This is a genomic window from Candidatus Nitrosomarinus catalina, from assembly GCF_002156965.1.
Classification (GTDB): Archaea; Thermoproteota; Nitrososphaeria; order Nitrososphaerales; family Nitrosopumilaceae; genus Nitrosopumilus; species Nitrosopumilus catalinensis.
Window position 1 is genome coordinate 360,309 of sequence record NZ_CP021324.1, and the last position, 26,339, is coordinate 386,647.

The 26,339-nt window shown below is 32.8% G+C and carries 30 protein-coding genes; 15 read left to right on the plus strand and 15 right to left on the minus strand.

Annotated elements, in window-relative coordinates:
• Positions 1-32: 32 nt before the first annotated feature.
• Positions 33-965 carry a D-2-hydroxyacid dehydrogenase gene (locus NMSP_RS02060; RefSeq protein ID WP_086907229.1) on the plus strand — a complete coding sequence of 311 codons (933 nt, stop codon included), beginning with the start codon at positions 33-35 and terminating at the stop codon, positions 963-965.
• A gap of 179 nt (positions 966-1,144) precedes the next feature.
• Positions 1,145-2,401, plus strand: coding sequence for a hypothetical protein (locus NMSP_RS08600; protein ID WP_225971305.1), 1,257 nt, complete (start codon positions 1,145-1,147; stop codon positions 2,399-2,401).
• Between the two features lie 102 nt (positions 2,402-2,503).
• Here the strand turns inward: NMSP_RS08600 and NMSP_RS02070 are convergent, their stop codons facing one another.
• Positions 2,504-3,187, minus strand: coding sequence for a hypothetical protein (locus NMSP_RS02070; RefSeq protein WP_225971306.1), 684 nt, complete (start codon positions 3,185-3,187; stop codon positions 2,504-2,506).
• 253 nt (positions 3,188-3,440) lie between these two features.
• Between NMSP_RS02070 and NMSP_RS02075 the strand changes: the two genes are divergently transcribed.
• Complete coding sequence (locus NMSP_RS02075) at positions 3,441-3,896, plus strand: 50S ribosomal protein L15e (protein WP_086907230.1); 456 nt, start codon at positions 3,441-3,443, stop codon at positions 3,894-3,896.
• A gap of 1 nt (position 3,897) precedes the next feature.
• Positions 3,898-4,464 (plus strand): hypothetical protein, encoded by a 567-nt coding sequence (locus NMSP_RS02080; protein ID WP_086907231.1) that lies wholly within the window; start codon positions 3,898-3,900, stop codon positions 4,462-4,464.
• Positions 4,465-4,472: 8 nt separating this feature from the next.
• Here NMSP_RS02080 and NMSP_RS02085 read toward each other — a convergent pair whose 3' ends face one another.
• Positions 4,473-5,138 carry a peroxiredoxin family protein gene (locus NMSP_RS02085; RefSeq protein WP_086907232.1) on the minus strand — a complete coding sequence of 222 codons (666 nt, stop codon included), beginning with the start codon at positions 5,136-5,138 and terminating at the stop codon, positions 4,473-4,475.
• A gap of 98 nt (positions 5,139-5,236) precedes the next feature.
• On the opposite strand from NMSP_RS02085, the gene NMSP_RS02090 reads away from it, so the two are divergent.
• Genes NMSP_RS02090 through NMSP_RS02100 form a run of 3 tightly spaced genes read left to right on the plus strand, consistent with a single transcriptional unit; the run spans position 5,237 to position 7,103 of the window.
• Positions 5,237-5,725, plus strand: coding sequence for a HEAT repeat domain-containing protein (locus tag NMSP_RS02090; protein ID WP_086907233.1), 489 nt, complete (start codon positions 5,237-5,239; stop codon positions 5,723-5,725).
• 1 nt (position 5,726) lies between these two features.
• Positions 5,727-6,527, plus strand: a complete 801-nt coding sequence (locus tag NMSP_RS02095) for a cupredoxin domain-containing protein (protein ID WP_086907234.1) — start codon at positions 5,727-5,729, stop codon at positions 6,525-6,527.
• A 36-nt stretch (positions 6,528-6,563) separates the two neighbouring features.
• A complete protein-coding gene (locus tag NMSP_RS02100) occupies positions 6,564-7,103 on the plus strand; it encodes a YkgJ family cysteine cluster protein (RefSeq protein ID WP_086907235.1) in 540 nt (179 codons plus the stop codon).
• Here the strand turns inward: NMSP_RS02100 and NMSP_RS02105 are convergent.
• The 5 genes from NMSP_RS02105 to NMSP_RS02125 all read right to left on the minus strand — a co-directional run bounded on the left by NMSP_RS02105 (position 7,095) and on the right by NMSP_RS02125 (position 14,546).
• Positions 7,095-10,007, minus strand: coding sequence for an AAA family ATPase (locus NMSP_RS02105; protein WP_086907236.1), 2,913 nt, complete (start codon positions 10,005-10,007; stop codon positions 7,095-7,097). The two genes, NMSP_RS02100 and NMSP_RS02105, sit on opposite strands and share 9 nt — an antisense overlap.
• Positions 10,004-11,155, minus strand: a complete 1,152-nt coding sequence (locus tag NMSP_RS02110; protein ID WP_086907237.1) for a metallophosphoesterase family protein — start codon at positions 11,153-11,155, stop codon at positions 10,004-10,006. Before NMSP_RS02110 ends, NMSP_RS02105 begins: the two co-directional genes overlap by 4 nt.
• Entirely contained in the window at positions 11,155-12,687 is a 1,533-nt protein-coding gene (locus tag NMSP_RS02115) for an ATP-binding protein (protein ID WP_086907238.1), read from the minus strand. The genes NMSP_RS02110 and NMSP_RS02115 overlap by 1 nt, the downstream gene beginning before the upstream one ends.
• The gene (locus NMSP_RS02120) at positions 12,684-13,475 is read right to left on the minus strand and encodes a DNA double-strand break repair nuclease NurA (protein ID WP_086908334.1); all 792 of its coding nucleotides are present in this window, start codon (positions 13,473-13,475) and stop codon (positions 12,684-12,686) included. The genes NMSP_RS02115 and NMSP_RS02120 overlap by 4 nt, the downstream gene beginning before the upstream one ends.
• A 120-nt stretch (positions 13,476-13,595) precedes the next feature.
• Entirely contained in the window at positions 13,596-14,546 is a 951-nt protein-coding gene (locus NMSP_RS02125; RefSeq protein WP_086907239.1) for a hypothetical protein, read from the minus strand.
• A 67-nt stretch (positions 14,547-14,613) separates the two neighbouring features.
• Here NMSP_RS02125 and NMSP_RS02130 point away from each other — a divergent pair, with 67 nt between their 5' ends.
• The 3 genes from NMSP_RS02130 to NMSP_RS02140 all read left to right on the plus strand — a co-directional run bounded on the left by NMSP_RS02130 (position 14,614) and on the right by NMSP_RS02140 (position 16,886).
• Positions 14,614-15,432 (plus strand): aspartate dehydrogenase, encoded by an 819-nt coding sequence (locus NMSP_RS02130; RefSeq protein WP_086907240.1) that lies wholly within the window; start codon positions 14,614-14,616, stop codon positions 15,430-15,432.
• Positions 15,433-15,524: 92 nt separating this feature from the next.
• The gene (gene nadA / locus NMSP_RS02135) at positions 15,525-16,481 is read left to right on the plus strand and encodes a quinolinate synthase NadA (protein WP_086907241.1); all 957 of its coding nucleotides are present in this window, start codon (positions 15,525-15,527) and stop codon (positions 16,479-16,481) included.
• A 3-nt stretch (positions 16,482-16,484) separates the two neighbouring features.
• Positions 16,485-16,886, plus strand: a complete 402-nt coding sequence (locus tag NMSP_RS02140; protein ID WP_086907242.1) for a tetratricopeptide repeat protein — start codon at positions 16,485-16,487, stop codon at positions 16,884-16,886.
• On the opposite strand, the gene nadC is transcribed toward NMSP_RS02140, so the two are convergent.
• Genes nadC through NMSP_RS02155 form a run of 3 tightly spaced genes read right to left on the minus strand, consistent with a single transcriptional unit; the run spans position 16,883 to position 18,526 of the window.
• Complete coding sequence (gene nadC, locus NMSP_RS02145) at positions 16,883-17,701, minus strand: carboxylating nicotinate-nucleotide diphosphorylase (protein WP_192866225.1); 819 nt, start codon at positions 17,699-17,701, stop codon at positions 16,883-16,885. The two genes, NMSP_RS02140 and nadC, sit on opposite strands and share 4 nt — an antisense overlap.
• Positions 17,702-17,742: 41 nt before the next feature.
• Positions 17,743-17,931: a transcription elongation factor subunit Spt4 gene (gene spt4, locus NMSP_RS02150; protein ID WP_086907244.1), complete on the minus strand. Its 189-nt coding sequence runs from the start codon at positions 17,929-17,931 to the stop codon at positions 17,743-17,745.
• A gap of 1 nt (position 17,932) precedes the next feature.
• Positions 17,933-18,526, minus strand: a complete 594-nt coding sequence (locus tag NMSP_RS02155; protein ID WP_086908335.1) for a DNA-directed RNA polymerase — start codon at positions 18,524-18,526, stop codon at positions 17,933-17,935.
• Positions 18,527-18,671: 145 nt separating this feature from the next.
• Between NMSP_RS02155 and NMSP_RS02160 the strand changes: the two genes are divergently transcribed.
• From NMSP_RS02160 to NMSP_RS02175, 4 genes are all read left to right on the plus strand, one after another.
• Complete coding sequence (locus NMSP_RS02160) at positions 18,672-19,796, plus strand: Mrp/NBP35 family ATP-binding protein (protein ID WP_086907245.1); 1,125 nt, start codon at positions 18,672-18,674, stop codon at positions 19,794-19,796.
• Positions 19,797-19,807: 11 nt separating this feature from the next.
• Positions 19,808-20,302, plus strand: coding sequence for a GTP-dependent dephospho-CoA kinase family protein (locus NMSP_RS02165; RefSeq protein ID WP_086907246.1), 495 nt, complete (start codon positions 19,808-19,810; stop codon positions 20,300-20,302).
• Positions 20,303-20,519: 217 nt separating this feature from the next.
• Positions 20,520-20,897, plus strand: coding sequence for a hypothetical protein (locus tag NMSP_RS02170; RefSeq protein ID WP_086907247.1), 378 nt, complete (start codon positions 20,520-20,522; stop codon positions 20,895-20,897).
• Positions 20,898-20,932: 35 nt separating this feature from the next.
• Complete coding sequence (locus NMSP_RS02175) at positions 20,933-22,972, plus strand: sodium-translocating pyrophosphatase (protein WP_086908336.1); 2,040 nt, start codon at positions 20,933-20,935, stop codon at positions 22,970-22,972.
• Between the two features lie 5 nt (positions 22,973-22,977).
• Here NMSP_RS02175 and NMSP_RS08345 read toward each other — a convergent pair whose 3' ends face one another.
• From NMSP_RS08345 to NMSP_RS02190, 4 genes are read right to left on the minus strand one after another with little or no spacing between them, the layout of a single operon-like run.
• Positions 22,978-23,154, minus strand: a complete 177-nt coding sequence (locus tag NMSP_RS08345; RefSeq protein WP_192866196.1) for a hypothetical protein — start codon at positions 23,152-23,154, stop codon at positions 22,978-22,980.
• A gap of 53 nt (positions 23,155-23,207) precedes the next feature.
• Positions 23,208-23,465 carry a DUF2024 family protein gene (locus NMSP_RS02180; RefSeq protein ID WP_067958563.1) on the minus strand — a complete coding sequence of 86 codons (258 nt, stop codon included), beginning with the start codon at positions 23,463-23,465 and terminating at the stop codon, positions 23,208-23,210.
• Between the two features lie 50 nt (positions 23,466-23,515).
• Positions 23,516-23,956, minus strand: a complete 441-nt coding sequence (locus NMSP_RS02185) for a M67 family metallopeptidase (RefSeq protein ID WP_086907248.1) — start codon at positions 23,954-23,956, stop codon at positions 23,516-23,518.
• Positions 23,957-23,958: 2 nt separating this feature from the next.
• The gene (locus NMSP_RS02190; RefSeq protein ID WP_225971307.1) at positions 23,959-25,029 is read right to left on the minus strand and encodes a cupredoxin domain-containing protein; all 1,071 of its coding nucleotides are present in this window, start codon (positions 25,027-25,029) and stop codon (positions 23,959-23,961) included.
• A gap of 116 nt (positions 25,030-25,145) precedes the next feature.
• Between NMSP_RS02190 and NMSP_RS02195 the strand changes: the two genes are divergently transcribed.
• A complete protein-coding gene (locus NMSP_RS02195; RefSeq protein ID WP_086907250.1) occupies positions 25,146-26,033 on the plus strand; it encodes a heme o synthase in 888 nt (295 codons plus the stop codon).
• Positions 26,034-26,041: 8 nt separating this feature from the next.
• Here the strand turns inward: NMSP_RS02195 and NMSP_RS02200 are convergent, their stop codons facing one another.
• Positions 26,042-26,338, minus strand: coding sequence for a hypothetical protein (locus NMSP_RS02200; protein WP_086907251.1), 297 nt, complete (start codon positions 26,336-26,338; stop codon positions 26,042-26,044).
• Position 26,339: the final 1 nt, after the last annotated feature.

Here is a 26,339-nt window from a genome sequence, read left to right on the forward strand (position 1 = left end):
GAATTATATGCCGCATTTCATTTTGAATTTTATTGAGTTTTGAAGATTCTGTACTAATTTGTGATGAGGTAGATCCAGTACTAACTAAAATCCTAACAGACAATGGTCTAAAGATTTCTTACGAACCTGAAATAACTCCTGAACAAATCTTAGAAAAAATTTCTAGTTTCAATATTATCATTGTAAGAAGTAGAACTACTATTACCAAAGAGATGATTGACAAAGCTGATAATTGTAAAATAATTGCACGCGTTGGTGTTGGATTAGATAATGTTGATCAAGAAGCTGCTAAAATAAAGAACATTCGCGTAATTAATGCTGTAGAAGGTGCAATGAATGCAGTAGCTGAATTAGTTTTGGGTTTGATGTTATCTTTAGCAAGACAAACTGCTAGGGGTGATAGAGCAATCCGTGATGGAAAGTGGCTCAAAAAAGAACTAAAGGGAACAGAACTTCGTGGAAAATATTTAGGAATTATTGGATTGGGAAATATTGGAAAAAGATTAGGTAGACTTGCACGTGCACTTAACATGAATATTATTGGATATGATGTGATGCCAATTGATGAGGAATTTGCAAAGGAAGTTGGTTTGATGAAAGCTGATTTGAATACTTTGTTACAAAGCTGTGATTATGTTTCAATTCATGTTCCACTACTTGATTCAACTCATCATCTTTTGGATGCACAAAAAATGGCAACAATGAAAAACACTGCAAAAATTATCAATACTTCTAGAGGAGGCGTTGTTGATGAAGATGCTTTGTATGAAGCAATCAAGAATGGTACTTTGGGTGGTGCAGCATTGGATGTTTTTGAAGAAGAACCTGCAACTGGTAATAAGTTGGCTGAACTTGACAATGTGATCTTAACTCCTCATATTGGAGCTCAAACAAAAGAGGCTCAGTCCCTTGCTGCAAATGTAATTGGTGAGAAAATTATTCAGATTCTTAGAGGCGTTATCTAGAATTTAGATGCCCTGTTGTGCCTAATTTTAAAAAATATTCAAAAAAATTGACTTTTACGTGATTAATAATCGGCTCTTTGACTTTAACATACTTTTTGAGTTAAAAATTTGTGTTAGAAAAACAAAATATTGGTAATTTGAGGTCTGAAACTCTACATTTTCCTAACATTAGTTCTCTAATGAAAATTTCACTAGGTTTGATTTTATTTACAATGATTTCTACAGTAATGGTTTATGCTCAAACATCTGATAACACTGTTACAATTGTTGATGATGCTTATCTTGAAGATAACACACAATATATTGATAATACCTTATTTTCATCCTCACCTGGTTCCACAATTACTGTAATCAATAATGATGTTGTTTCTCATATGTTGGTAAGTGGTAGTGCAAATTCCAATCGTAATTCAAATATTAATTATGATGATTTTTTAGTTTGTGAATTTGATCCTAATGATGATCAATCCGTTTCCAATCAAGATGACAATAATGCATGTGATTTCAATAAAGATAATAGGATAATTACTGAAATTATTCCGCCTGGTGCATCTGCATCTTTTACATTAAATGAACTTGGAACTTATCGAATTATTGACCCTGATTATCCTTGGATAGAATTTGTAATCTATAGTTTCCAGAATTCTGATTCATCTGATAATGTTAATTCTGGATACCAAGTAGAAGAAAACACCTCTGAACCAACTATGTCCTCTGAATCCACCCCTGTCACTTCTCCTTCACTTGAAACTCTTTCAGTAACTGTTGATGGTATGCCTTTTGATGTTAATTTTTCTACAGTGGGATTGAATGTTTATGAAATAGAATCTGATACCGATTCGATGTCCCTTATCTTCTATGTTGATGTACGTGATTCTAATGGAAAATTAGAAGTAATCTTTGATAGAGAATTCTTTGACTCTGTTTATGACGGTGTTGACGATCAATTCTTTATTTTATCTGATGGTGATGAAACAATTTTCAGAGAAATACAAAATACTTCAGAAAGTAGAACATTAAGTATTGATGTTCAATTGGGTACTGAAGAATTAGAAATAATTGGTTCAGAATTTGGATTCTCTAAAGTAATTTCAGTCCCTGTAATTGAAACTCCTGTAATTGAAACTCCTGTAATTGAAACTCCTGTAATTGAAACTCCTGTAATTGAAATAGTTCCTACAAATGAATGTGGTCCTGGAACTATTTTAGAAAATGATGTATGTGTACTTGATGAGCGTTGTGGTCCTGGAACTATTTTAGAAAATGATGTATGTGTATTAGATTCTTCTAGTATCGACAATTCCCCAACTGTATCTAATACTTCATCACCTTCATCCAATAAAGAAATGATAATCAGTTTTTCAGTTGCTTTTGGAATTGCTGGTGTTATTGGAATTATTCTGGCTTTGATTGCAAAAGCACATAAAAAGAAATAGTCAAAAATAACTATTCATTTTTTATTATTTATTTTAAATTCAAATATTGATCATACACATGGAATAATAATTAAAGTTACAAAAATTTTGATGACAAAAAACTCATCCTTGTTCGTTTATTCTATTATCGCCATTTGAAATAATTTTTTGATCAATCAAATATTGCAAATTTTTGGCAAACATTTGATCCGAAATCATTCCCATTATCCACCCATTTCCTACACTCTTAACCCATTGGGGAATCTTAATCTTGTCAATATTTTTTTCAGTAATCTCATATGGTATATCTATTAGTTTGCTATCAACAAGATTTTGAAATCCACTGATTAACATTCCATCTGTAAATTCTCCATTTACCCATCGAATTATTAGTGGTTTCATTGCTTGTGATATGCACAAATTATCTGAATCAATCAAATCAAATTCTAAAGTAGTTGTTGCTCCTGAATATTCAATATCTATGAAATATTTTCCTGATGGAAAAATATCTTTTTGAAATGGATATGCCGATGGAATTGGATTTGATAATTTTTCTATTGGGATTGGTATTGCACTACTTTTTTTATCTGTCTCATCCCTGATGTGAATTATTGCAAGATCTCCTGTAACCTCAGAAACTTCAATGGTATATGCTAATTTTTCACAATATGTGTAAGTTGTTTTCTCAATTGTAGCTGTCATCTGTGGCTCTGCAAATACTGCTGATGAAACACTACCTGTACTTCCAATCAATAAAACCAATAATATGATCTTCATACATTTCATGCATTTACCAATTCTTTTCATCAATAAATATCTCAAATCAATAGTTGGTAATCTTTTTTAACAACTTTAAGTGACTATAGTCATAGCGTTTTCTGCGGAAGCATATCTTTGAGTTGATGTTAATTCATCACTCAAAGACATTTTGATTACCTAGCGTTGCTTAGGTGTCGAGAATAATTTTTCTAGCTAAATTCATGCTAAAATTTGATAAAAATTGAAATTTTTGTTTATTTTCTGAAATCAGTTATTATAGGGGATTTTTATCATTTCTAGTATGCCTAGTCATCAGGATAAAACATGGATCCGCCTCTGGAAAGAAAACGCACCTGAGCTTCGTTCTCGTGTAATTGGATGGCGTAAACAAAATGCTATCACTAGAATTGATAAGCCAAGTCGTTTAGAGAGAGCAAGAAGATTAGGTTACAAGGCAAAACAAGGTATTGTTGTTGTAAGAATGAGAGTTGGTACTGGTGGTATGAGAAAACAAAGACCAACTGGTGGTAGAAGGCCAAAACATCTTGGTGTAACTCGAATTAAAGCTGATGATAATATGAAAACTGTCTCTGAAAGAAGAGTTCTTGAACGTTATCCAAACATGAAACTTTTGGGCTCTTACTTTATCTATAAAGATGGAAAGCATTATTGGTTTGAGGTAATACTTGCAGACCCATCACATCCTAGAATTGCACAAGATAAGGAATTAAACAGACGAGTTCCACAATCAGCATAGATTGAAATCGTTAGTTATATTTTCAGTAATCTTAATTTTTACAGTCACTCCTGCATATGGACAATTATTATCTGATGCAACAGGTTTGATCAATCGAATGGATATTCAAACTTCCGGATATGGTTTTGAAGTTGTTCTAACTTCAAATTTTGATTTAGTTGATTTTAATTTTGATAAAAATAGTAAACAGCTAATTCTATATCTTGATAGTGGATTAGAAAATAACTTGGGAGAACTAGTTATTCCTTCCACATTACTAAACGGTGATTTCACATTTTATCTAAATGACCAAAAATTTTTTCCAAAAATCCAATCCAATGAAAAAGTTCATTTCATTACCTTTGAATTTACAGGATCCGGTTCTAACATAATTTCAATTACTGGTAGTGAATATTTGGTAGGTTTAGATGAAATTACTCCAATTGAAAATAATCTGGAAAATGATTTTTTGCCTCCTGATGGGCAATTTGACACAACCCTTACCACTGATTCTTTTGTATGGATAATTGGTGCTGGAATAGCAATAGTAAGTGGTATAATTGTTGTGAAAAAGTTTGTAAAAAAATAAACTTTGCCTTAATCTTCACTAAGTATCTGCTGAATCATTCCATCAATATGTCCTGTTTGACCAAATGAAACATCTCTAAGTATGCCTTTTCTATCTACTACAATAACTGATGGAGTTCCTTGAAGTGAAAAATTTTCAAATGTTTCTGCTGAATATTCCTTTGACCTCATGTGATCCTTAACTCTTTGAATGATCTGATTTCTGTAATCTTCCGGTTGTTCATCAAAATTTGGAATTTGTGGATAAATGAATTCTAATATCTTCTCTTGACTAATTTCTCCAGAACTTTTTGTTAAATTATCCATTCCTAATGGAAATGGAATCTTAAATGATAGTTTGTTTCCTTCTTGTAATTGCCCATATTGAGATAATGCACTTTTTGTTTCACCAATCACTTCTCCTGTTTCTGCTAACATTTTCAAGTTTTCTAAAGTATTTTTATCAAAATCTTCAAACGCAGTTGCAAGACCCAAGACTCGAACTCCTTCATCCTTGTATTTTTCATAAATATTGATTGCTTCAGGAATTGCATGCATAAAACATCCTGGACAATTTACTTGAAACACCTCTAACAATACAATGTGATCTTTTTCTTGATCAAAATTTGTTGGAGCGCCCTGTACCCATTCTGAAACTCCAAAGTTTGGTGCTTTTTCACCTATTTTTACAGTCACATTTTTGAGTCATATTTTTTCCGTTAAATACATACCCCTATTTTTTTTCATTTCTTTTTAAGTAGGCTAATATAGAACACAGAAAATTTCACAGTAAATTGCAAGCAGTAACTGATGAACGATTAGCCCTTTTTGCAGAAATGGAATCAAAATATGAAAATAGTGATGTTGAATATTTTGTATCTTTACTAGATCATCCTGATTATGTTGTAAGAACACGTGCCACTTGTATTTTAGTAGATTTTGGCGGTGAGGATAAAATTCCACATATTGCTAAAGTTTTAAAAAATGATGACAATGAATTGGTTAGACATGAGGCAGCTTTTTCATTAGGTCAAATGTCTTATTCTTCAGCTGTTCCACCATTAATCGATTCAACTCTAAATGATCCAAGCATGTTTGTACGACATGAAGCAGCAATTGCTCTTGGTGTAGTGGGCAATAAGGAAGCCAAAGAAACTTTGCAAAAAGCACTAAATGATCCTGACAAGCCTGTTGTTGAATCAGCTGTTGTGGCACTATCTAATATTGAATTTATGGAAACTTTAAGTAAGAATGAAAAATTTGCTAAATTAACAGGTGGATGAGATGAATCTTACATATGGTGTGATTGCAGTTGTTGGAGTTTTGATTGCAATATCTTTAGCTCTAATTGTTGCTGATCCAAACGAAACACCTGAATCTCGTGAACTTACAATTCCTGAAAATAATATCGCTCAAATTGAAGAAAAACTTAATCAAATTTCTGTAAACCCTAGTTTGCTAACTAGCACAAGTAATGTTGGTGAAGCATTAGTGTTTGAAGTTGAATTTATGGATGACGATGGAAACATTGTCGACCATGTAAACTATGATGTCTTTGCAACTCAAAATTCTGATTCCATTCTTTCAGAAACTGCAGCACATCGTCACCCTGGAAAATATCCAGTTCATGAAAGTAGTGCATTAGGGGATTCTGTTATTGACATTACAGTTGTTGTTCAAGGTCTAGGACACGGTGAGGACATTTATGGTCCAAAAGGAATTGAAACTGCTTTTACTTTAACTCCTGCAGTTGCAGCACAAACTGCAACAAGCACTGAAATCAGAACTGCTGATAATTCTGGAATGAGTATGGATTGTCAGGAATCTTTAGATTGTTACACTCCAAGTATTGTTACAGTAAGTGTTGGTGATGCAGTTACTATGATAAATTCTGATTCTACTGCAGCAATGCATTCCTTTACAGCAGGTACAGTTGATGGATTTACTCCTTCTCCAAGTGGAACGTTTGATACTGGTATTATGAGTGCAGATGATATTTTTGAATGGACTCCAGAAAGTGCTGGTGAAGTACCATACTATTGTTTGTTACACACTTGGATGCAAGGAACGATTATTGTAGAGTAATTTTTTACATTAAATCTAAAATTTATTTTGTAATTCATGTCATCTAGTAATCAAAAAACTCCAAAGTTTCCTTGTGTTGATTGTCATACTGACTGCTGTAAAGAATATACTATTTTTGTAAATGCCCATGATGTTTATCGACTTTCAAATGGTTTGAATTCTAAACCTGAAACTTTTTTGGAGTTAATTGGTGCTAAAGACTATTCATTGGGAATAAAAGTTGAAGAAGGACTTGTAGATCTTGCTTTAAAACAAAAAAATGCAGCGTGTGAGTTTCTTGAAGAATTTGATGATGTTTTTAGATGCACAGTAAATGATTTCAAACCTGGTGTGTGTAAATCATATCCGTTTGAAATGAAAAATGGTGAATTATCTCAAATGAGTGATATTATGTGCCCTACGGATTGGGATCTTACTGGGTTTAAAGAAATGATGGTACCTCATTTACAAAAAGATGAATCTGAATGGAAGTTTTATGATCAACTAGTAAATGAATGGAATTTAACACATGCAGGGCAACCTTTGTCTGAATTTTTAAAATTTATGTTGGAGAAAGTAAAATTATGCCTAAAGTGATTTAACTTTACTTCCTTCTTCAGTAGATTTAAACTCATAAATTTGTCCGACATATTCATTCTCAAATATCTCAGCATCATGTGTAATGATCAAAAATTGCATTGCTGTCTGTGATTTTCCAATTCCTGATAACTGTGCTAATACCTCGACCAATGATTTCTTTCTTTCAGCATCCAGATGTGTTGTTGGCTCATCTAATATCATCAAATTCAGATTTGATGATCCCAGTAAGTTTGCCATGCCTAGCCGTAACGCCAATGCAACGCTTACTTTTTCCCCGCCACTTAGTGACTCTAGTTCCAAAACTTCTGTTTTTGAATGACATGCAATAGACACGTCCCTTGCTTTTTCTGATAATGCAATTCTCTGAATTTTTGTATTTAGAACTGATAGGTATTCTGAAGCTTTAATTGAAATTGAATTTAATGCCCATGATCTTAAACTTGTGGCAACTGAGCCATCTCTACTAAAAACATTCTTTTGAATATTATCTAATTTTGATATGTAGTCTCTAACTTTTTCAAGTTCTCGAATTGATTCCTTGATTTCTGCAATTGTCTTTTCTGCTACCTTTACTTGATTGTCAACTATGCCCCAATTTTCATCATTATTGGTTTTGTCATTTCGTTTTTTTGTTAGTTCCTCTATTTTTTCTTCAAACTTTGATTCATCAAATCCTTTTGTTTCTGATTCTAGTTTTGAAATTGAATTAAACATTTTCTTTGCATGTTCATCTATTTGTGACATCTCCTCTAAATTTTCACTGTCTGCTAGTTGTAATTTCTTTACTTGAGCATCTATGCCGCTTTGAATTGCCACTAATTGTTCTTCAGTTTCGATTTTGTGTGTATCCAGTATTGTTTCTGCATCTCTTACTTTGTCTAGCTCCTTTGTAAATTCAATTATGTCTTTACGTTCTGTCTCTAATTCTTCTTCCTTCGACTTAATACTGATATTTAGTTCCTCTATTTTTTCTTCAAACTTTGATTCATCAAATCCTTTTGTTTCTGATTCTAGTTTTGAAATTGAATTAAACATTTTCTTTGCATGTTCATCTATTTGTGACATCTCCTCTAAATTTTCACTGTCTGCTAGTTGTAATTTCTTTACTTGAGCATCTATGCCGCTTTGAATTGCCACTAATTGTTCTTCAGTTTCGATTTTGTGTGTATCCAGTATTGTTTCTGCATCTCTTACTTTGTCTAGCTCCTTTGTAAATTCAATTATGTCTTTACGTTCTGTCTCTAATTCTTCTTCCTTCGACTTAATACTGACATTTAATTTAATTAATTCCTCTTTTAGATGTTCATTTTGAAATAATGGATTTAATTCTACATCAGCTGAATTACACACTGGACATTTGTTGTCTTTTAATTGTAATTTTTTTGCAAGTTTTTCTTGTTCTTTTAAAGATGTGATCTGGTCTTTGATTTCTTGTATTTTTTCAAGTGTATCTTGCTCTTCTTTTGTAGCTCTTTTGAGTTCTTCTTCAAAATCTGGCTTTTGTTTTTTCTTTTCAAAACAGCCTTCACAATTGCGTATTATCTCCTTGTTGCGGCCGATTTCATCATTTATTTTTTTAATTTCCTTATCTACATAATCTTCAAGATCACTTGTTTTATCTTTTAATTGGTTTATCTTGTCTTTTTTCCCGCCCTGTTCTGCTTCTAAAGATGTGATCTGGTCTTTGATTTCTTGTATTTTTTCAAGTGTATCTTGCTCTTCTTTTGTAGCTCTTTTGAGTTCTTCTTCAAAATCTGGCTTTTGTTTTTTCTTTTCAAAACAGCCTTCACAATTGCGTATTATCTCCTTGTTGCGGCCGATTTCATCATTTATTTTTTTAATTTCCTTATCTACATAATCTTCAAGATCACTTGTTTTATCTTTTAATTGGTTTATCTTGTCTTTTTTCCCGCCCTGTTCTGCTTCTAAAGATGTGATCTGGTCTTTGATTTCTTGTATTTTTTCAAGTGTATCTTGCTCTTCTTTTGTAGCTCTTTTGAGTTCTTCTTCAAAATCTGGCTTTTGTTTTTTCTTTTCAAAACAGCCTTCACAATTGCGTATTATCTCCTTGTTGCGGCCGATTTCATCATTTATTTTTTTAATTTCCTTATCTACATAATCTTCAAGATCACTTGTTTTATCTTTTAATTGGTTTATCTTGATTTTTCTCTCTCTCTCAACTTTCTCTTCTTCCTCTAATTTACTAATTTCTTCCTTTATCTTATTTTTTTGTAATTCTAAACCTATTTTTTCCTCTACTGCATTGTCTAACTTGTTTTGATTTTCCTGTTTCATATTTTTTAGAATGTCTATCTGACTAACATCATATCCTGACTCTGTTCTATTTTTTTCACGGAATTGCTTTGTAATTTTTATCATAGATTCTGATGCTATGTCTAATTTGTCTATCCCAATTATTGCGCTAAGTAACTCTTTGAATTCTTTTGGCTTTGCATTAATTATGGAATTTAATTCCCCTTGCTGTACAATTGATGCTATCTTTAATTTTTCAAAACTCATTCCTATTACTTTTTCAACTTGGCCTGTCATTGACTCTCCAAATTGTTTTCTTTCTCCAGCTGCAATTTGCACTCTGTTGTTGTCTGTTATTTCAAACAATGCTGCACTTAGACTGCCTTTACTATCGATTTTTCTTTCTGCTTCATATTGTTTGTCTTTTATTGAAAATTTTATTTTTGCAAATCCTTGATTGTTTCCTCGCCTGATTAATCCTTTGTTTGATTTTCTTGTATGTTTCCCAAATAATGAAAATGTAATTGCATCAATTATGCTTGATTTTCCTGCACCATTTTTTCCAACAAAAATAGTTACCCCCTCTTCCAAATCTATTGTTGTCTTTTCATGTGATAGAAAGTCTCCAAGTTCAATTGATGTAATCATTTGGGTTCTTCCTCTTTGAATTCTCTATAATCTTCTAAAATAATTTCTAATGCCTGTTCCGTTTCATCTGTTGACAGCACTGGGAGAAGTTCTTTTATTGCAAATTTTGCATCTTGTTCTGAGCCTAATGCGTTTGTTGAAAGCCTAAGCATTTCATCATTGATTTCATTTGGTCTGTCTAGAAATACTGATGAATCTGATGTTTGTTTTGTAATTATTTTCCATTTACATTCAAGTGCCAGCGAGTTTAATCTTCCAATTTGTGCCTGAATATTATCTACGTCTACGTCTCTGCCTTCTATCTTCACTTGAATTATTGGTTTTTTTGTAAGACCGCTGATTTTTTCTATAATTTCATCAATTGTTTTTGTTAATTCTTTGTAATCTGTATCAAATGAAAATTGAGGTCTCCTGTCTAACTCGATCCACTTTGGTATTGCATCATCCCCTGAGATGTCTACTTCAAAAAACCCTTTTTTGACATCTTTAATTCCTTCACTAGTTGTTAGCTCAGTTGATCCTGGATATGCAATTGGACCTTTTAGATGATTAAATTTTTTTACAACTGTATCATGTAAATGTCCCATTGCATAATACGTAAAATTTTTTGGCAAATCTGTTGATTGTACATCATCTGCATATTTGTGAAACTCTGCAATACCTTGATGCAGTACCAATATTTTGTGTTTTGTTTCTTTAAATTCATTTTCTGCACTTTTGTCCAAATTTAAAAATATTTCTTTATACCCTGTCATCTCTGATTTTCTTCTCTTGTCTAATCCTGCTAACATTATTTCTTTATACAGAATGGGGACTCCATCTCCTATGTATTTTGAAAAATTTAAAATATGATATATGTATGGAACAGGAGTTCCTCTAATTCTACTTGTATCGTGTTCACCTAAAACAAAAAATGATTCAATTTTATTTTTTTTTAATTTTTTTAACCCCTTTGCCATTTGGTTTATTGCCCTACCACTTGGATTGGGTTCATGAAAAATATCCCCTGCAAATATTACAAAATCTACCTTATCTTCAATTGATTTATCGATTGCTTGATTGAAAACATCATACACATCTTCCTCTCTTTCATTGGAGCCATACTGAACTAATCCCAAATGTGTGTCTGCAATATGTGAAAATAACATTAGTCTAACAGCAAATCTTTCTGAACTAAGCTCTGTGTGGATTCTGCCCCAATATTTTTCATTTTATCTGCCTTTATCCAAGCTTTAGTTGCACTTTGATCTGCTCCCATTTTCTTTTCTTTAACTTCTTCAACGTGAACCATTGATGGCAAATTCGTCCATTGTCCCACAAGAACTGCATCCCCTACGTTCAATGATGTCAATTGTGATATCAATTCACGACTGGTAGACTCTGTGGCTGAGGCTATCTGTCTCTGGTCGTCTTCTTGAATGATTTTCATAATTGCAAATGAGCCCATCTGGCTGAGTATATTCAAGTCCACACTGCGAGGTCTCTGAGAGACTATGCCTAAGCCAACTCCAAATTTTCTTCCTTCTCTAGCAATTTTTGCAGCCCAATATTTTGCTGCAGTATCGTGATCTTTTGGAATGAATACGTGTGCTTCTTCAAGGATTATGAAAACTGGTTCAAAGAATTTGTAATCTTTTTGTTTTTTTGATTTTCCATGTTTTGCTATAGTTGCATTTTTTCTATCTTTTAGTAATTGTTGCAAATAAAATCCCATTGCTACATTTGCTTGTTTTTCTGATAATTCTGAAATGTTGATGATGTTGGTGCATCCTTCCTTTATGTAGTCCATTGGATTTCCAATTTCTGGATCTAAAATATCATCAAATCTTCTTTGTGCATCCTCTATGATGTCTTGTACTCTGTATGCTGATGTTCTGATTTCTTTTAATTTTTTATCTTCTGAATTTACAAGTAAGTCCACTTCGTATTCTAATTTGTTCCAAAACTCTCCTGCCTCTTTTACTTCTTGTGTAAACGACATTCTTAAAACTCGTTGTTGCACATCTGCATTTTCTCTAATTTCTAGTACTTCTGAAAATTGGTCTGCTTCAAGTAATCTTGGATTGATTTTTGCATCAATTACATTTACATTTGGAATGTTTAGTGTCGTGTAATCGTTATGGTAATCAAAAATTATTACAGTACCTTTTACTTCTGAAATTTTTTTTGTAATTAAGGAAACTAAATTACTTTTGCCCATTCCAGTCATTGCCAATATTCCCAGATGTCTTGAAACGATTCTGTCTAGGTTGATTTTGGCCTCAATTTTTTTATTTCGTAATAGATTCCCAATTTTTAACCATCCGTCTTTTTTTGGACTGAAAATTTCTTCTAAATCTTGATTTGTTGGTTGTGTGATTTCCGTGCCTGGAATTGGTGGAATTGCAGGAATTATTGACTGACCTCTACGTAAATTCTCTAAAAATCCTAAAATTCCTATATGTGCTGTGAATGTTTTGTCTCTCTTGTTGATGTCTGCAATCTCTGTACTTTCTTCTGCTTCATGAAAATTTCTGACATCTGTAAATGCTGCACTTGATACTGATGATCTTTCAACTAATCCTAAAATTTCTCCTTCATCAATACTGATTTTGATATATTCCCCAACTGATAATGAACGTGATGTAATTGCTGTCACTGATGTTGGTTTTGATTCTCCGACGACAAAGCCTAAACTCATCCTAATACCTCTCTTGATCCAATTTCGTTACTTAATCCTAACAAACTAACCATTTTACCAAGTTCCTTGTCTGATATTTTACAGTTGTTGTGTGCAAGCTTTAACGCATATGGATACCCACCTACGCTAGTTTTAAACAGCTTGTTCATTATTGATTTTACTTCATCGTTATCGTGTTTTCCTCCTAAAAATTCTAATTTGATTATTGGAGTTGAATCACTCAATCTTACAAATGTTGATGAGATTATTTTGTCTGGTCCATAATTTCTTTCAACAAATATTTCACTAAACCCTGGACCATTTGTTACATGATTATAATAAAAAATATCTCCTGCCAATGACCCTTGATTTTCAAATTGTTTTTTTGTGTTTGATGTTTTTGCAATAAAAACAACATTCCTTTTCTTATTCATTGTTCTAACAACTTGTGCGTCTAGTGCTGATTGTCTTGTCATGAATTGGGAGTGCAGTGAACCATCCATTAAAACTAAATCCACTTCGTCCACTGTTTTTTCACATGCGTCAATCTCCATTTTACTTGCAATTCTTGAAAGGTCCGTATCTGAACCTAAACCTGACTCATGAAGATCAACAAGGATGTCCCCGTCTGATTTTATTGAAACTGCTGTAGTTGCCCATAACTCAATTCCTTGAAATTTAGTGTTGTTGAAACTACTGTCAATACCTGCTGTGACTGCCTCCTCTTTAGTAGGCGTGAAATCATTCCAATTTTCTTGTGCTTTGTGTAAAATTTGTTCAAATTTGGGGCCTTTTAGAATTGATAACATTTTTTCTCTATTGATGATAGCATCTTTGTAAACTGTATTGAGCACAACAATACTTGGTATGTTTGAATAAAATCTTTAGGTTATGTCGATATTTGACTAAGATGATCCATTAAAACAACTTTACCCAATCTTACCTTTGAAAACCACTTTTTCATTTGTATTTGATGGGGTGGTTTTGTCGATGTATTTTATTTCATACCAATTCCCAATATGGATAGTTTTACCGTCAATTTGACGTGGGATTTTGATTTGTACTTCAAAGATGTTTGTGTTAGGTCCTGTCTCAATCAAATAATTTGAGTTGGCATCAAATTTTGGATTTGCAAGAGTAGTTTTAATTCCTCCTTCACTTTTAAATTCTAATTGACTAATTGAAATTTTATCTTCATCTCTAGAATCTATGTTTGCATCTGGTTCGTACAATCTAAGAATAAACTCATGTCCAATTCTTGAGCCTCCTCCAAAAGTCTCAAGTTCAGCAAATGTTTTTGTTAATGGAATTGACTTTAGTTGTATGCTCTGTTCTCCCGATTGATTGGATTTGTCTAGGTATTTTATCACAACAATGTCGTCTTGACTTAGTTGTTTACCATTAATTGTTTCAGGTAATTCCAATTTTAGATAAAATTTACCTGTATCGTATCCCGTTTCAATCATTTTTTCCGGCCCTTGAATTGAAATTCCATTTATTGTAAATTCAAAAAGTCCTTCAGTAGATAATACTTCTATCCCTCGATGTGATAAATTCAAATCATGATCTGTGATGTAAAAATTCACCACAGACATACTTGATGCTGGAACTGTCTCGATACCTGAACCTGATTTTATGATTTTTGTAGCAAGTAAAATGCCTCTTTCTTGCATTTTATCAACTGTTTCGGGTTTTACGCATGCAGCCATTCCGTTAATTCGAATTACTAACTCTAACCCTTCTTTACAGAGAACATTCTCTGCAGCAGTGCCTTCTTTCATTTGCTTTCTTGGGGAATCAATATCTGCATTTATGGGGAAAATAAATGAAAATATTAAAAAAAATGATATTCCTAAAATTATTTTTTTATTTATTGTCATCACTTTACTGATTCTATTTTTTATTTTAAACTATCATTAATTAAGAGAACTTTTCTATTGTGATCACATGAAAAAAATTGGTTTGTTGGGATGTGGCGTTATGGGTACTCAAATTGCACTAGCTATTGATTCTGGTAAAATTCCTGGAATTTTAACACATGTTTATGATGATTCTAAAGAAGCATCCTCTGAACTTGTTTCAAAATTAAACAATAAACCTGAAATTGTTGAAAACTCTCATTTACTTTCATCACATTCTGTCAATATTGTAGTTGAAGCAGCTTCTCAAAATGCGGTAAGAGATGATGGATTGAGTATTTTACAAAATAAACGTGATTTTATGATAATGAGTGTTGGTGCATTATTGGATGAATCTATTTATGATATTTTGTACGATGCATGTGATCATTTCAAAAAAACAATTTATCTTCCATCTGGAGCAATTGCAGGATTGGATGGATTAAAATCCATTAAAGGTGAATTAGAATCTGTATCCATTACAACAACAAAACACCCTCGTTCATTAAAGGGAGCACAATTTTTTGAAACTTCTGAAATTAATTTAGATTCTATAGATTCTTCAACTGTTATTTTTGAAGGAAATGCACGTGATGCAGTTTCATTATTTCCTGCAAACGTCAATGTGGCAGCACTTGTCTCTTTATCTGGAATTGGTAGCGATAAGACCTCTGTCAAAATTATTGCTGACCCTGATACTGATAAGAATACTCATCATATTGAGGCAGTAGGTAAATCTGGTAAAATGATCTTTACTATTGAAAATACTCCTGACCCCGAAAACCCAAAAACTAGTAGACTGGCTATTTTATCTGCTATCGAAACTTTGAGACAATATTGTTCAGATGATATTCAAATTGGTACATAAATGGCAAAACTTGCCGCTTTTAGAGATTCTATAGATCATTATAGACTACTTCCTATTCTTTAAATTTACACACATTCAATTTTTTGTAAATCATGCAAGTTCAAGATACTTCATTTTTAAAAAATGAAATCATGAGATTGAAAAAAGAAAAAGACGTTGTGATTTTGGCTCATAATTATGAAATTCCTGATGTGCAGGATGTGGCAGATTTTACTGGTGATTCTCTTGGATTGTCTCGATTGGCTGCTACTGTTCCTCAAAAGACAATACTGTTTTGTGGTGTTCATTTTATGGCAGAAACTGCTTCAATTATTAGTCCTGAAAAAAGAGTACTTTTGCCTTCATTAGAAGCTGGTTGTTCATTATCCGATTCCATTACAGTCGAAGAATTACGAAATTGGAAAAAACAACATCCAAACGCAATTTCTGTTGGATATGTTAACACTACTGCTGAAATAAAATCTGAACTTGACTATTGTTGTACTTCATCAAATGCTGTAAATGTTGTAAAAGCAATTCCTGAAGATAAAGAAATTTTATTTTTACCTGATATGTTTCTAGGTTCTTATGTTGCAAAAATGACTGGTAGAAAAAATATGCACATTTGGGCAGGTGAATGTCATGTACATGCTGGAATCACTCCTGAGGATGTTACTAAAAAATTACAATCTATGAAAGATGCAGAATTTGTTATTCATCCTGAATGTAGTTGTACAACACCAATGATGTATGATGTTGCTGATGGAAGTTATGATGATAACAAAGTTTCAATTCTTTCTACTGAAGGAATGCTAAATCATGTTAGTAAATCTAAATCAAAGAATTTTGTTGTTGCAACTGAAACAGGAATTCTGTATAGAATGAAAAAAGAAAATCCTGAGAAAACATTCATTCCAGCTTCAGAAAAGGCTGAATGTGAATATATGAAAATGATTACTCTTGAAAAAGTGCATGATGCCTTGATCAATGAACGAAATGTGATTTCTGTTCCAAAAAAAATTGCTGATAAAGCTCGTTTAGCCATTGATAGAATGCTTGAAATCAGTTGACATGTGATTATTTTGGTTGGATTATTTAGTAAAACACCTGAAGATATTGCATTTAAAGATAATATTGATCAATTTAAGAAATTCAAAAAACTTGTTAAAAAGAAAAAATATCCTGAAGCCTTGAAATTAGGTTTGGATTATTTGGAAAAAGTACCTTACAACCATGATGCCTTATTTACTATTGGGGGTATCTACTACCTGAAAAATAAATATCGTACTGCAATATCTTATTTTGACAGGGCTCTGGAGACTGGAGATACAGATGTTGAGGTTTTATTGTTAAAGGCATACACACATCAAAAATTACAAGAAACTGAAATTTCAATTGATTGTTGCAAAAAAATTCAAAGCATTGATCCAAAAAATAAATCTATGATTAATTTATTATCGGAACTAAAATCCTAGATTTCTAAACTAAAGTCAATTCCTTTTACTGAATTTGTTATACTTCCGATTGAGATAATATCCACATCTGTCTTACCATATTTTGAAATATTTTTAGAATTAATTCCACCCGATGCTTCTAACAATACTTTGTTTCGTAATTTTTTATTTTTTAATACTTTGATTGTTCTGGTAATTTGACTCGGAGAGAAGTTGTCTAACATGATGATAGTTGCTCCTTTTTCTGCAGCAAGAACTGCGTCATCTGTATTTTCAACTTCTACTTCAAATTTCTTATATTTTTTCTTAGTTTTGTTGATTAATGATGATAATGACTGTTCTACTGCTATATGATTATCTTTGATCATTACCATTTCATCTAATCTTAATCTGTGTCTTTCTCCTCCCCCAATTTTGACAGCTTCCTTATCGAAATATCTTAAACCTGGTGCTGTTTTTCTAGTTGCATACAATTTTGTTTTATTTGGAATTTTCTTTACAAGTTCATTTGTTTGTGTTGCAATTCCGCTCATTCTTGTTAGTATGTTTAATGCAGTCCTTTCACATGTCAAGATTTTATCTGCCTTTCCTGTAATTTCTATTATGTCTTGATTAGGTTTTATTTTTGTTCCATCTTTTGTTATGATTTTTGCTTTGCATCCTTTAATTGCAAAAATTTCTTTTGCATATTTTGTGCCTGCAACAATGGCGTTTTCTCTTGAAATTATTTTTACTGTGATTTCCTTTTTTGATAATAGTTGACTGGTGATGTCCCCTTTACCTATATCTTCGGCAAGAAATTGCGATAATTGCTTTTTAGGATTAAATGACAATATTATGATTAATGTTATTATGATTTTAAAGATTTAGAATTTTTTTATGTAACTTTAATTGCATATTTGCCTTTTTGTGTTATTGCTAGTGTTTTAGAAATTTCTGAATTAGTTGGATCAACTACTAGTACGACCCCATTCCAATCTGGTGTTAAGTCTGATGATTTACAACCTGGACAAACTTTTTCTGTTGTAACACGTTTACATTTTCTGCATGCCATTTCTCGTGCCATTTTAACTAGCCTCTACTTTCTCTTCTTTTGCAGGTTCACTTGAACCTCCAGCTTTTTTAATTTCTTCTTCGATCCATTCATCTGCACCTAAGAATGGTTGTCTACAAGTAATACCAATTTTACCCATTGCAGCAGCTTTACCTAATGAAACAGCTGTAATTCTTGCACGTAATGTTGAACCAACTTTCAAGGTTCTTCCACTTTGATTTGCTAAAATTAATCCCATCTTTACATCACTCTTTAGATAATCATCCATAACTTGTGATAAGTGTAGTAATGCATCTGTTGGACCAATTCTTACAAATGCTCCAAAGTCTGTAATGTCCACAATTTCACCTTGAACAATTTCTTGTAATTTTGGATAAAATGTTAAAGCTTCAAATTCAACTTTGTGGAATGTTCCTCCATCCCCTGCAATCATTTTTCCCATTTCGTCTACTTTAGCATCTAAAATCATAATGATGTAGCCTAATTCTGCATTAATCATACTCTCGTATTTTTCTTTGAGGATGTTGACTGCTGCCTTTTTGAGTGTAGTTCCAAATAAGCTTGGAGGTATCCTAACGACATCAACTAGGGTAGATATAGAAAACAACTGTAATTTTTTCTTGAATTTCAATTTATGAATCTTTGGGTGATTTGGCTTGAATTTCTAAAGATTTTGATGATTTTTGAAAAAAATGACAATTTTTTTCCATGTCCAACTTACTTTAAATATCGTATTTTGATTTTTTTATCCAATGGTTGCCATAGATCAGGTTCTTGAAAAATTAAGTACTGTTATTGATCCTGATTTGAAAAAAGATATTGTTTCTATGGGAATGATTAAAGATTTAGAACTTAATGATGGAAATCTCAAATTTACTTTAGAACTTACTACTCCTGCATGTCCTTTCAATGTAGAAATTGAAGATGATGTGAGAAAAGTAATTGCTGAATTATCTGACTTGAAAGCTTTTGATTTGAATGTAACTGCCAAAGTAATGGAGGGTCGTTCACTTGAAGCAGACACCCAAATGGCAACTGTCAAGAATATTATCGGTGTTGCCAGCGGTAAAGGTGGTGTAGGCAAATCCACTGTATCATTAAACTTGGCTCTTGCATTATCTCAAACTGGAGCAAAAGTTGGATTACTTGATGCCGATATCTATGGACCTAGTATTCCGTTGATGTTGGGAATGGAAGATGGTTCAATGGAAGTTGAAGATAATAAACTTCAACCTGCAGATGTTAATGGATTAAAAGTAGTATCTTTTGGCTTTTTTGCAGATCAATCTAAACAAGCTGCAATATATCGTGGCCCTATTATTTCTGGAATTTTAAAACAATTTTTGGTTGACACTAATTGGTCCGAATTAGATTATCTAATTGTTGATCTTCCACCTGGAACTGGTGACATTCCATTAACTCTTGCACAAACAATTCCAATTACTGGAATTCTTGTTATCACTACTCCTCAGGATGTTGCAAGTAATGTTGCAGTAAAAGCAGTTTCAATGTTTGAAAAACTTAATGTTCCTATTATCGGGGTGATTGAAAATATGAGTCATTTTGTTTGTCCAAAATGTGATGATAAACATTACATCTTTGGAAATGGTGGAGCTAAAAAAATTAGTGAACAATTCAAAATTCCATTTTTGGGTGAAATCCCATTAAATTATGGAATTATGTCTGGTTCTGATTCTGGAAAGCCAATCATGAGCACAAATACTGATTCACCAAGTGCTGAAGCATTTCGTGCTAGTGCAAAAAATGTTGCTGCACAATGTAGTATCATTGCATCTAATTTACAAGAAGAAATGGAATCTGAATCTGGTGACTCTGAATCATCTAATGAAGATTCTACAAATAACGGCACTTCTTAATTGAGATTCCTGTGAAATTACCTGATTCTATTAGAGACCAATTCAAAACTCCTTTAGGTATTTTATTGCCAATTGGAGAAGATAATAAAGAAAATATTCAAAAATATCTCTCAAAAAATTCCTATGTCGTAACCGTTGGAGATCAAACTACTGAAAAAATGATTAATTTTGGATTAACTCCTTCTTTGCAAATTATTGATGGTTTTGAGAAAAGACAAAAACGTGATTTGCCAAAACTTGGAAATGCCACTGAATTGAAAATTGATAATCCTGCAGCTGAAATTACTTTGGAAAGTATTGACTTGATCAAAAAAGCATTTACTATGACTTCTCCTGTTAGAATAACTGTGTTTGGTGAAGAAGATTTGTTAGTACTTCCTGTTTGTATTCATGCTCCTGACAATTCAGTTGTCCTATATGGCCAGCCAAATGAGGGGCTTGTTTTAGTTGAAATTACTACAGAAATTAGAAATAAAGCACAAACATTACTTGATCTAATGAACTAATGGGGTGTGATGAGACGGTGGCTGTATGATTCGTGATTACCCCACATAACCTCTGACCCTATTTATTCATAATTTTACGAAATCAAAATCAACCAATCGTCTTACAAAAATTTGTACGTTTTCGTTAATGGTTGTTTTTAAGAGTTAACGAAAAGCTGACCATTTGCTTACAAGAATTGACATTTCAAGATAAAGATAGATTGCTTTACAACAAACTATGAAACTAGATGATGATCTAAAGTTACAAATTTTAGAAAAAGTTGGAATATACTCCCAAAGGTTTTCCATTCCTGAACCTGTGATTTTGTTAACTACAAAAGAAGTTCTTGATGCTCCCAGAGAAATGACTGAAGGTAGACGAACATCTGCTTACAAATACTATGGTGTTTCTTATTTACAACATAATTTGGTTTTTCTTAATGTTAGAAAAATTCCTGATGAAAAAACACTTGAAAACACACTTGTTCATGAATTAATTCATATGCGATTTCCTTATCTTGCACATGGAAAACGATTCAATAAATTAGTTAGACAAGGATTAAAAGGAAAAACCTTCTCTCCTTATAAAAAAAGAAGTAAAATTCCTTCTTTTTGATTAATACTTTTAAGATTGAACTAACTCAATATACTGTGGATATTTCTGAGGTTCTGCCTTTCATAGCTGGAATTGCATCTTTTCTTGTAGCTGGTGGTTTAGTTGCTTGGATTACCAAACAACCTTCTGGTAGCAAAGAAATGATGGATATCTCAAATGCTGTAAAAGAAGGAGCTTCTGCATTTTTAAGACGTGAAATGAAAATTATTGTTCCTGTCGCAATTGCACTTTCAGTCATTATTGGTGCCTTTTTACAACCATCCAACGGAATCGCATTTGCAGTTGGTGCAGCATTATCTGCAGTTGCAGGAATTATTTCATTAAAAATTACAGTAAAAGCAGCAGTAAGAGCTGCAAATCTAAGTAGTGAAGGTCTTGGAAAAACATTTGCTATGGCGTTTCGGGGTGGAGCCACCGTTGGATTAGCAGTACCTGCAATGGCTCTTTTGGCAATTACTGGTTTGTATTTAATTTACCCTGATCCAATTACAATTGCAGGAGTGGGAATTGGTGCAAGTCTAATTGCATTATTCATCAGGATCGGTGGTGGCATTTTTACAAAGGCAGCTGATATGGGCGCTGATTTAGTTGGTAAAGTTGAAGCAAATATTCCTGAAGATGATCCTAGAAATCCTGCTACTATTGCCGATAATGTTGGTGATAATGTTGGTGATGCAGCTGGAATGGGTTCTGATGTTTATGAATCCTATATCGTAACAATACTTGCTGCATTACTAATTGCTGCATTAATTGGTGCACCAAACTTTTTCCTTTATCCGATTTTAATTGGTTCTTCTGGAATGATTGCATCCATAATTGGTGTTGTAATTGTTGGTTCAAAGGGTGTAACTGATGTCATGAAACCCCTTAATCGTTCATTCTATGTTTCAGCTGCAATTGCAATTGGATTAAACTATGTTTTCATTACACAATTTATTGATCAATCTTCAACTGCACTTGCTTTGTTTGGAACTACTGTAATTGGTGTCATACTAGTTCCTGTCATTCAAAAAATTACTGATAATTATACTAGTTACAAAAAAGGCCCAGTTAAAGAAATTGCAGATTCTGCAAAATGGGGTTATGCATCATTAACTTTAATGGGAATAATCAAAGGAATGCAATCAACTGGACCATTCATGATTGCACTAGTTGTTGCAATTATCATCTCGTACTCTATTGCTTCTTCTGCAGCTCCTGAAGGTGCAGATCCAGTACTTTATGGCATTTTTGGAACTTCTTTGACTGCAATGGCAATGTTGAGTCTTGCTGGAATAGTTCTAAGTATTGATGCATTTGGTCCAATTGCTGATAATGCAGGAGGAATTGTTGAAATGACTGGAATGGGTGAAGAAAATCGAAAAGTAACTGATGAAATTGATGCTGTTGGAAATACAACTAAAGCAGTAACTAAGGGATTTGCGATAGCTAGTGCTGCCCTGGCTGCATTAGCTATGATTCAAGCTTTTCAATTTGAAGCAGCCCATATTTTTGAAGGTGTTTTGGAATTAAATTATAGTTTAACAAATCCCGCAATAATTGTTGGATTGTTAGTTGGTGGTCTAATTCCATTTATTATAACTGGTCAATTGATCAATGGTGTTTCTAGAGCTGCAGGTAAAATGGTAGATGAAGTTAGAAGACAATTCAAAGCTGATCCTGGTATTCTTGCAGGAACTTCAAAACCTGATTATGCAAAGTGTGTTGATATTGCAACTGTTGCTTCGATTAGAGAATTATGGAAACCTGCAATCGTTGCAATTATTTCACCTATAATTTTGGGAATTTTACTGGGTCCTACTGCAGTTGCTGGTTTGTTAATGGGTGCAGTTGTAACTGGAATTTTACTAGCATATCATTTAGCAAATACTGGTGGTGCATGGGATAATGCAAAGAAATTGGTTGAAATGAAAGGTGAGAAAGGTTCTGAAGTTCATAAAGTTGCAGTGGTTGGTGATATTATTGGTGATCCTTACAAAGATACTGCAGGACCTGCACTAAATACCGTAATCAAATTACTAAATACTATAGCAATTGTATTTGTATCTGCATTTGTCGCAATTCTTTCAATTTAAAATTTTTAATCAATACTCAAAGTCATATCTAATTCATCAACTTGTGCTTGAATGGCTTTTTGTAAAGTTTGACTGTGCTTGCTACAAAATTTAAAATAATCATCTGCTGTTTGAAAGCAACCACAAATCCATTCTGTTTTTTTGTCCCCTTCAATTGTGATTTTTGAATATTTTTTGTTCATAAATTACCTTGTAATTTATTCTAAAAATATTTTTTTAAAAAAGAAAAAAATGTTTAAGGACAGCCTTCCATTTTTTGAATGAAATAGCCTTTTTCCTTAATTGCCTGCTCTACAGGCTCTGGACAAGATTGTGAGTGGCAAAATGTACATTCATTTTGTGTCATTTGTGCTTCTCCTTCTCCTATCTCTTTCAACCATTCTTTGCCATATTCTATGGCTTTAGGATGATCTTTTTCACCCGTAATTACATCAAAGTGCATTGTGTGACCGTCTGCTGCTTTGACATAAGTGTCGTATACGTGAATTTCCATATTTTTTGTTAAAAAAGGGGATATTTAATTCCAAAGATGATTCTATGTGCTTACATTCTGAAAATTTTTCTGATGACTCTCTGTATTTTTTGTAATATTGAAAAGTCATTAATTGGAATTTCTATGACGTCTGATTCTAGAACAAATGCTTTGAAATTTTTATTGATTCCTGAATAGATTGTCCATACTACTGGATTAGTTTGCATAAATTTTTTATCTGTATTTGAAGGATATGCCTCTGAATTTGGATGTGAGTGGAATATTCCTACTACTTCAATTTTTTTGTCTTCGGCAATTTGGTATGCCTCTATCAATTGTTCATTTGAAATTGTAAAATTTATTGGTGATTCATCAATATTTTTTGTTAAAAAAACCTCTTCAACTTTATTCTCTTTTCCAAATAATATTGCACATGCTTCGTTAGGTTTTTGGCTTTCTGAATGTTGTACAAGAATTTTTTTATCTGACTGTTTTAAAATAATTTTCTGCAAATCTATTCTACATTAACTGTTCCAATCATCCATGGATGTAATATGCAATAATAGTCAAAATTACCTGCTTCAGTAAATGTAAATTGGTAGGTGTCTCCTAAGTTTAGAATTTGTGAATCAAATATTCCGTCAGCTCCGTTTGCTGGACTTCCTGATGTTGCAGTATGCATTGCATCATCTTCATTAACCCATTCAATTGGTGTTCCTGCTGGAATGTTAATTGTTTCTGGGTTATAGTAAATTCTTCCATCTTCTGGAATTGCAGCTCCTTCTGGAATAATTATCTTAGTTGCTTCTTTTGGAGCTTCAATAACCAAAGTTGCAATCATCCATGGATGAACAATACACAAGTATTCGTATTCGCCAATTTCTAAGTTAGTTGTATCTAAAGAATATGTTTCTCCTTCACTAATCAAACTAGAATCAAATGTCTCTCCATAATCTGATGCACTGGTAACTGTATGTGGTGCAACATCTACGTTTGTCCATACAACTGTATGTCCTTGTGTTACAACTGCTCTATCTGGATCATAATCTGGATTTCCTTCTTGTGCTGAATCTTTAAGAATTTCAATTGCAAAAATTGGTCCAGCTGGAACATCTTCCATTGATTCTTCATCAATTAATTCTTCGGCTAACTCTGCTTCACTTTCATTCATTGATCCAGCTGTAATCCAAATAACTAATCCGCTAGCAACTGCTAATCCTAATACTAAACCAATTGGTTTAATGCTTCCTGGTTTTTTCATTGCTATCCATGCAACTCCTGCAGATGGAAGTGCAATTGCTAGAATAACTAGAATTAATGAAAATGTGTAATCTGAAGAATTCATTGTACCTAATGCATAAAGTCCAAATCCTATTGAAATGCCAACAATAACCAAAGTTGTAATTTTGGCTCTATTACTAGTTGAGACTCCGCCATCCAGAATACCTGCTGCTGTGAAAATTAGTCCTACAAACATTGTTAGGCCTGTTAGTGCGTGCATTCCGTCGATGAATGTGTGTGCAATTCCTGCATATGATAAAATCAGACCAGCTAATCCTACGCCTGTAAGGCCCATGCCTGGCATTAATAGGTCCCAATTACTCATCAAAATAAGCTGGTAAGAGTGAGATACTTATTCCTTTTGAAATATAATGGATCTACAACAAGGAATAAAACGGCTTTGAAATTGGGTAGAGTAAATTGGGAATTAATGAAATAATAGAAATATCGAAACCACGAATAGTAGTTCTGTTAGTTATTACTGCAGTTACATCCATGTATGCTGCAAGTAAGTTAGTTACGGGAGCATCTCAACTTGACTATTTGGATTATTTGCATATTATAGTAGCAGGAGCATTGGCATCAGCTGGCTCTAGTGCACTAAATCACTATTATGATAAAGACATTGATCCTAAAATGAGTAGAACCAGTTCTAGACCTATTCCTTCTGGAAGAATGGCTGCATCCCATGTTTTGTTATATGGATTAGCTGTAAGTTGTATTTCTGTAATTTACGGATTCTTTGCACTTAACGCGATATCTGCATTTTTTATTGCAGTGGGGATATTTTCTTACGTGATAATTTACACAGTTTGGCTAAAACGTAGAAACACTTCCAATATTGTAATTGGTGGAATTGCTGGTAGTGCTGCAGCTTGGGCAGGATGGGCAGCTGCAACTGGTAGTATGGATTTGTTGGGATTCTTAGTTGGCTTTTTAGTATTTGTTTGGACCCCTTCCCACTTTTGGTGTCTTGCAATGAAAATTAAAGACGAATATGCACAGGCTGAAGTTCCAATGTTACCTGTTGTTATTGGAATGCAAAAAACATCTAAATTTATTTTGGGTAATACTTTAATTTTAATTCCTTATTCTTTGTTACTTGTATTGATTCCCGATGGATTGGGAATTGTTTACACTGTTATTGCATCTGTGTCTGGTGGATTGATGTTGGTATATCACTACAAACTAACAAAAACTCCTACATCTGAATTTGCTTGGAAAGCATACAAAGTAACTGCACCTTATTTGACAATTATTTTTGTAGCAGTTGCATTAGATGCTGCATTTCATTTCCCTTTGATCTAATTTTTTAATTATTTATCTACGCCTGGAAAACTTGCTTCATAATCTTTTTCCATTACTTCTTTATTCTGTTTTTCTATTGGATCTTCTTCTTTTTCAATCATTGCAACTTCTATTCTTCTTTCATCTTTAGTAAACCATGCAACTTTGATTAATCCTAATATTTCTAAATCTAAAAGTAGTTTGTTAAATTTATCTTCTGGCAAATTTAATCCATCTTTTGTTAAACTCTTGTAAAGTTCAACATCTGTTAATGAGTTAGATTCTTTAATTTTTTCAAATATTTGATTTCTTAATGGAATTGTCATG

Coding starts and splice junctions, on each gene's coding strand:
- NMSP_RS08600 (WP_225971305.1), top strand. CDS start 1,145: ATGAAAATTTCACTAGGTTTGATTTTATTTACAATGATTTCTACAGTA.
- NMSP_RS02070 (WP_225971306.1), bottom strand. CDS start 3,187: ATGAAAAGAATTGGTAAATGCATGAAATGTATGAAGATCATATTATTG.
- NMSP_RS02075 (WP_086907230.1), top strand. CDS start 3,441: ATGCCTAGTCATCAGGATAAAACATGGATCCGCCTCTGGAAAGAAAAC.
- NMSP_RS02095 (WP_086907234.1), top strand. CDS start 5,727: ATGAATCTTACATATGGTGTGATTGCAGTTGTTGGAGTTTTGATTGCA.
- NMSP_RS02100 (WP_086907235.1), top strand. CDS start 6,564: ATGTCATCTAGTAATCAAAAAACTCCAAAGTTTCCTTGTGTTGATTGT.
- NMSP_RS02105 (WP_086907236.1), bottom strand. CDS start 10,007: ATGATTACATCAATTGAACTTGGAGACTTTCTATCACATGAAAAGACA.
- NMSP_RS02110 (WP_086907237.1), bottom strand. CDS start 11,155: ATGTTATTTTCACATATTGCAGACACACATTTGGGATTAGTTCAGTAT.
- NMSP_RS02115 (WP_086907238.1), bottom strand. CDS start 12,687: ATGAGTTTAGGCTTTGTCGTCGGAGAATCAAAACCAACATCAGTGACA.
- NMSP_RS02120 (WP_086908334.1), bottom strand. CDS start 13,475: ATGTTATCAATTCTAAAAGGCCCCAAATTTGAACAAATTTTACACAAA.
- NMSP_RS02125 (WP_086907239.1), bottom strand. CDS start 14,546: ATGACAATAAATAAAAAAATAATTTTAGGAATATCATTTTTTTTAATA.
- NMSP_RS02130 (WP_086907240.1), top strand. CDS start 14,614: ATGAAAAAAATTGGTTTGTTGGGATGTGGCGTTATGGGTACTCAAATT.
- nadA (WP_086907241.1), top strand. CDS start 15,525: ATGCAAGTTCAAGATACTTCATTTTTAAAAAATGAAATCATGAGATTG.
- spt4 (WP_086907244.1), bottom strand. CDS start 17,931: ATGGCACGAGAAATGGCATGCAGAAAATGTAAACGTGTTACAACAGAA.
- NMSP_RS02160 (WP_086907245.1), top strand. CDS start 18,672: ATGGTTGCCATAGATCAGGTTCTTGAAAAATTAAGTACTGTTATTGAT.
- NMSP_RS02170 (WP_086907247.1), top strand. CDS start 20,520: ATGAAACTAGATGATGATCTAAAGTTACAAATTTTAGAAAAAGTTGGA.
- NMSP_RS08345 (WP_192866196.1), bottom strand. CDS start 23,154: ATGAACAAAAAATATTCAAAAATCACAATTGAAGGGGACAAAAAAACA.
- NMSP_RS02180 (WP_067958563.1), bottom strand. CDS start 23,465: ATGGAAATTCACGTATACGACACTTATGTCAAAGCAGCAGACGGTCAC.
- NMSP_RS02190 (WP_225971307.1), bottom strand. CDS start 25,029: ATGCCAGGCATGGGCCTTACAGGCGTAGGATTAGCTGGTCTGATTTTA.
- NMSP_RS02200 (WP_086907251.1), bottom strand. CDS start 26,338: ATGACAATTCCATTAAGAAATCAAATATTTGAAAAAATTAAAGAATCT.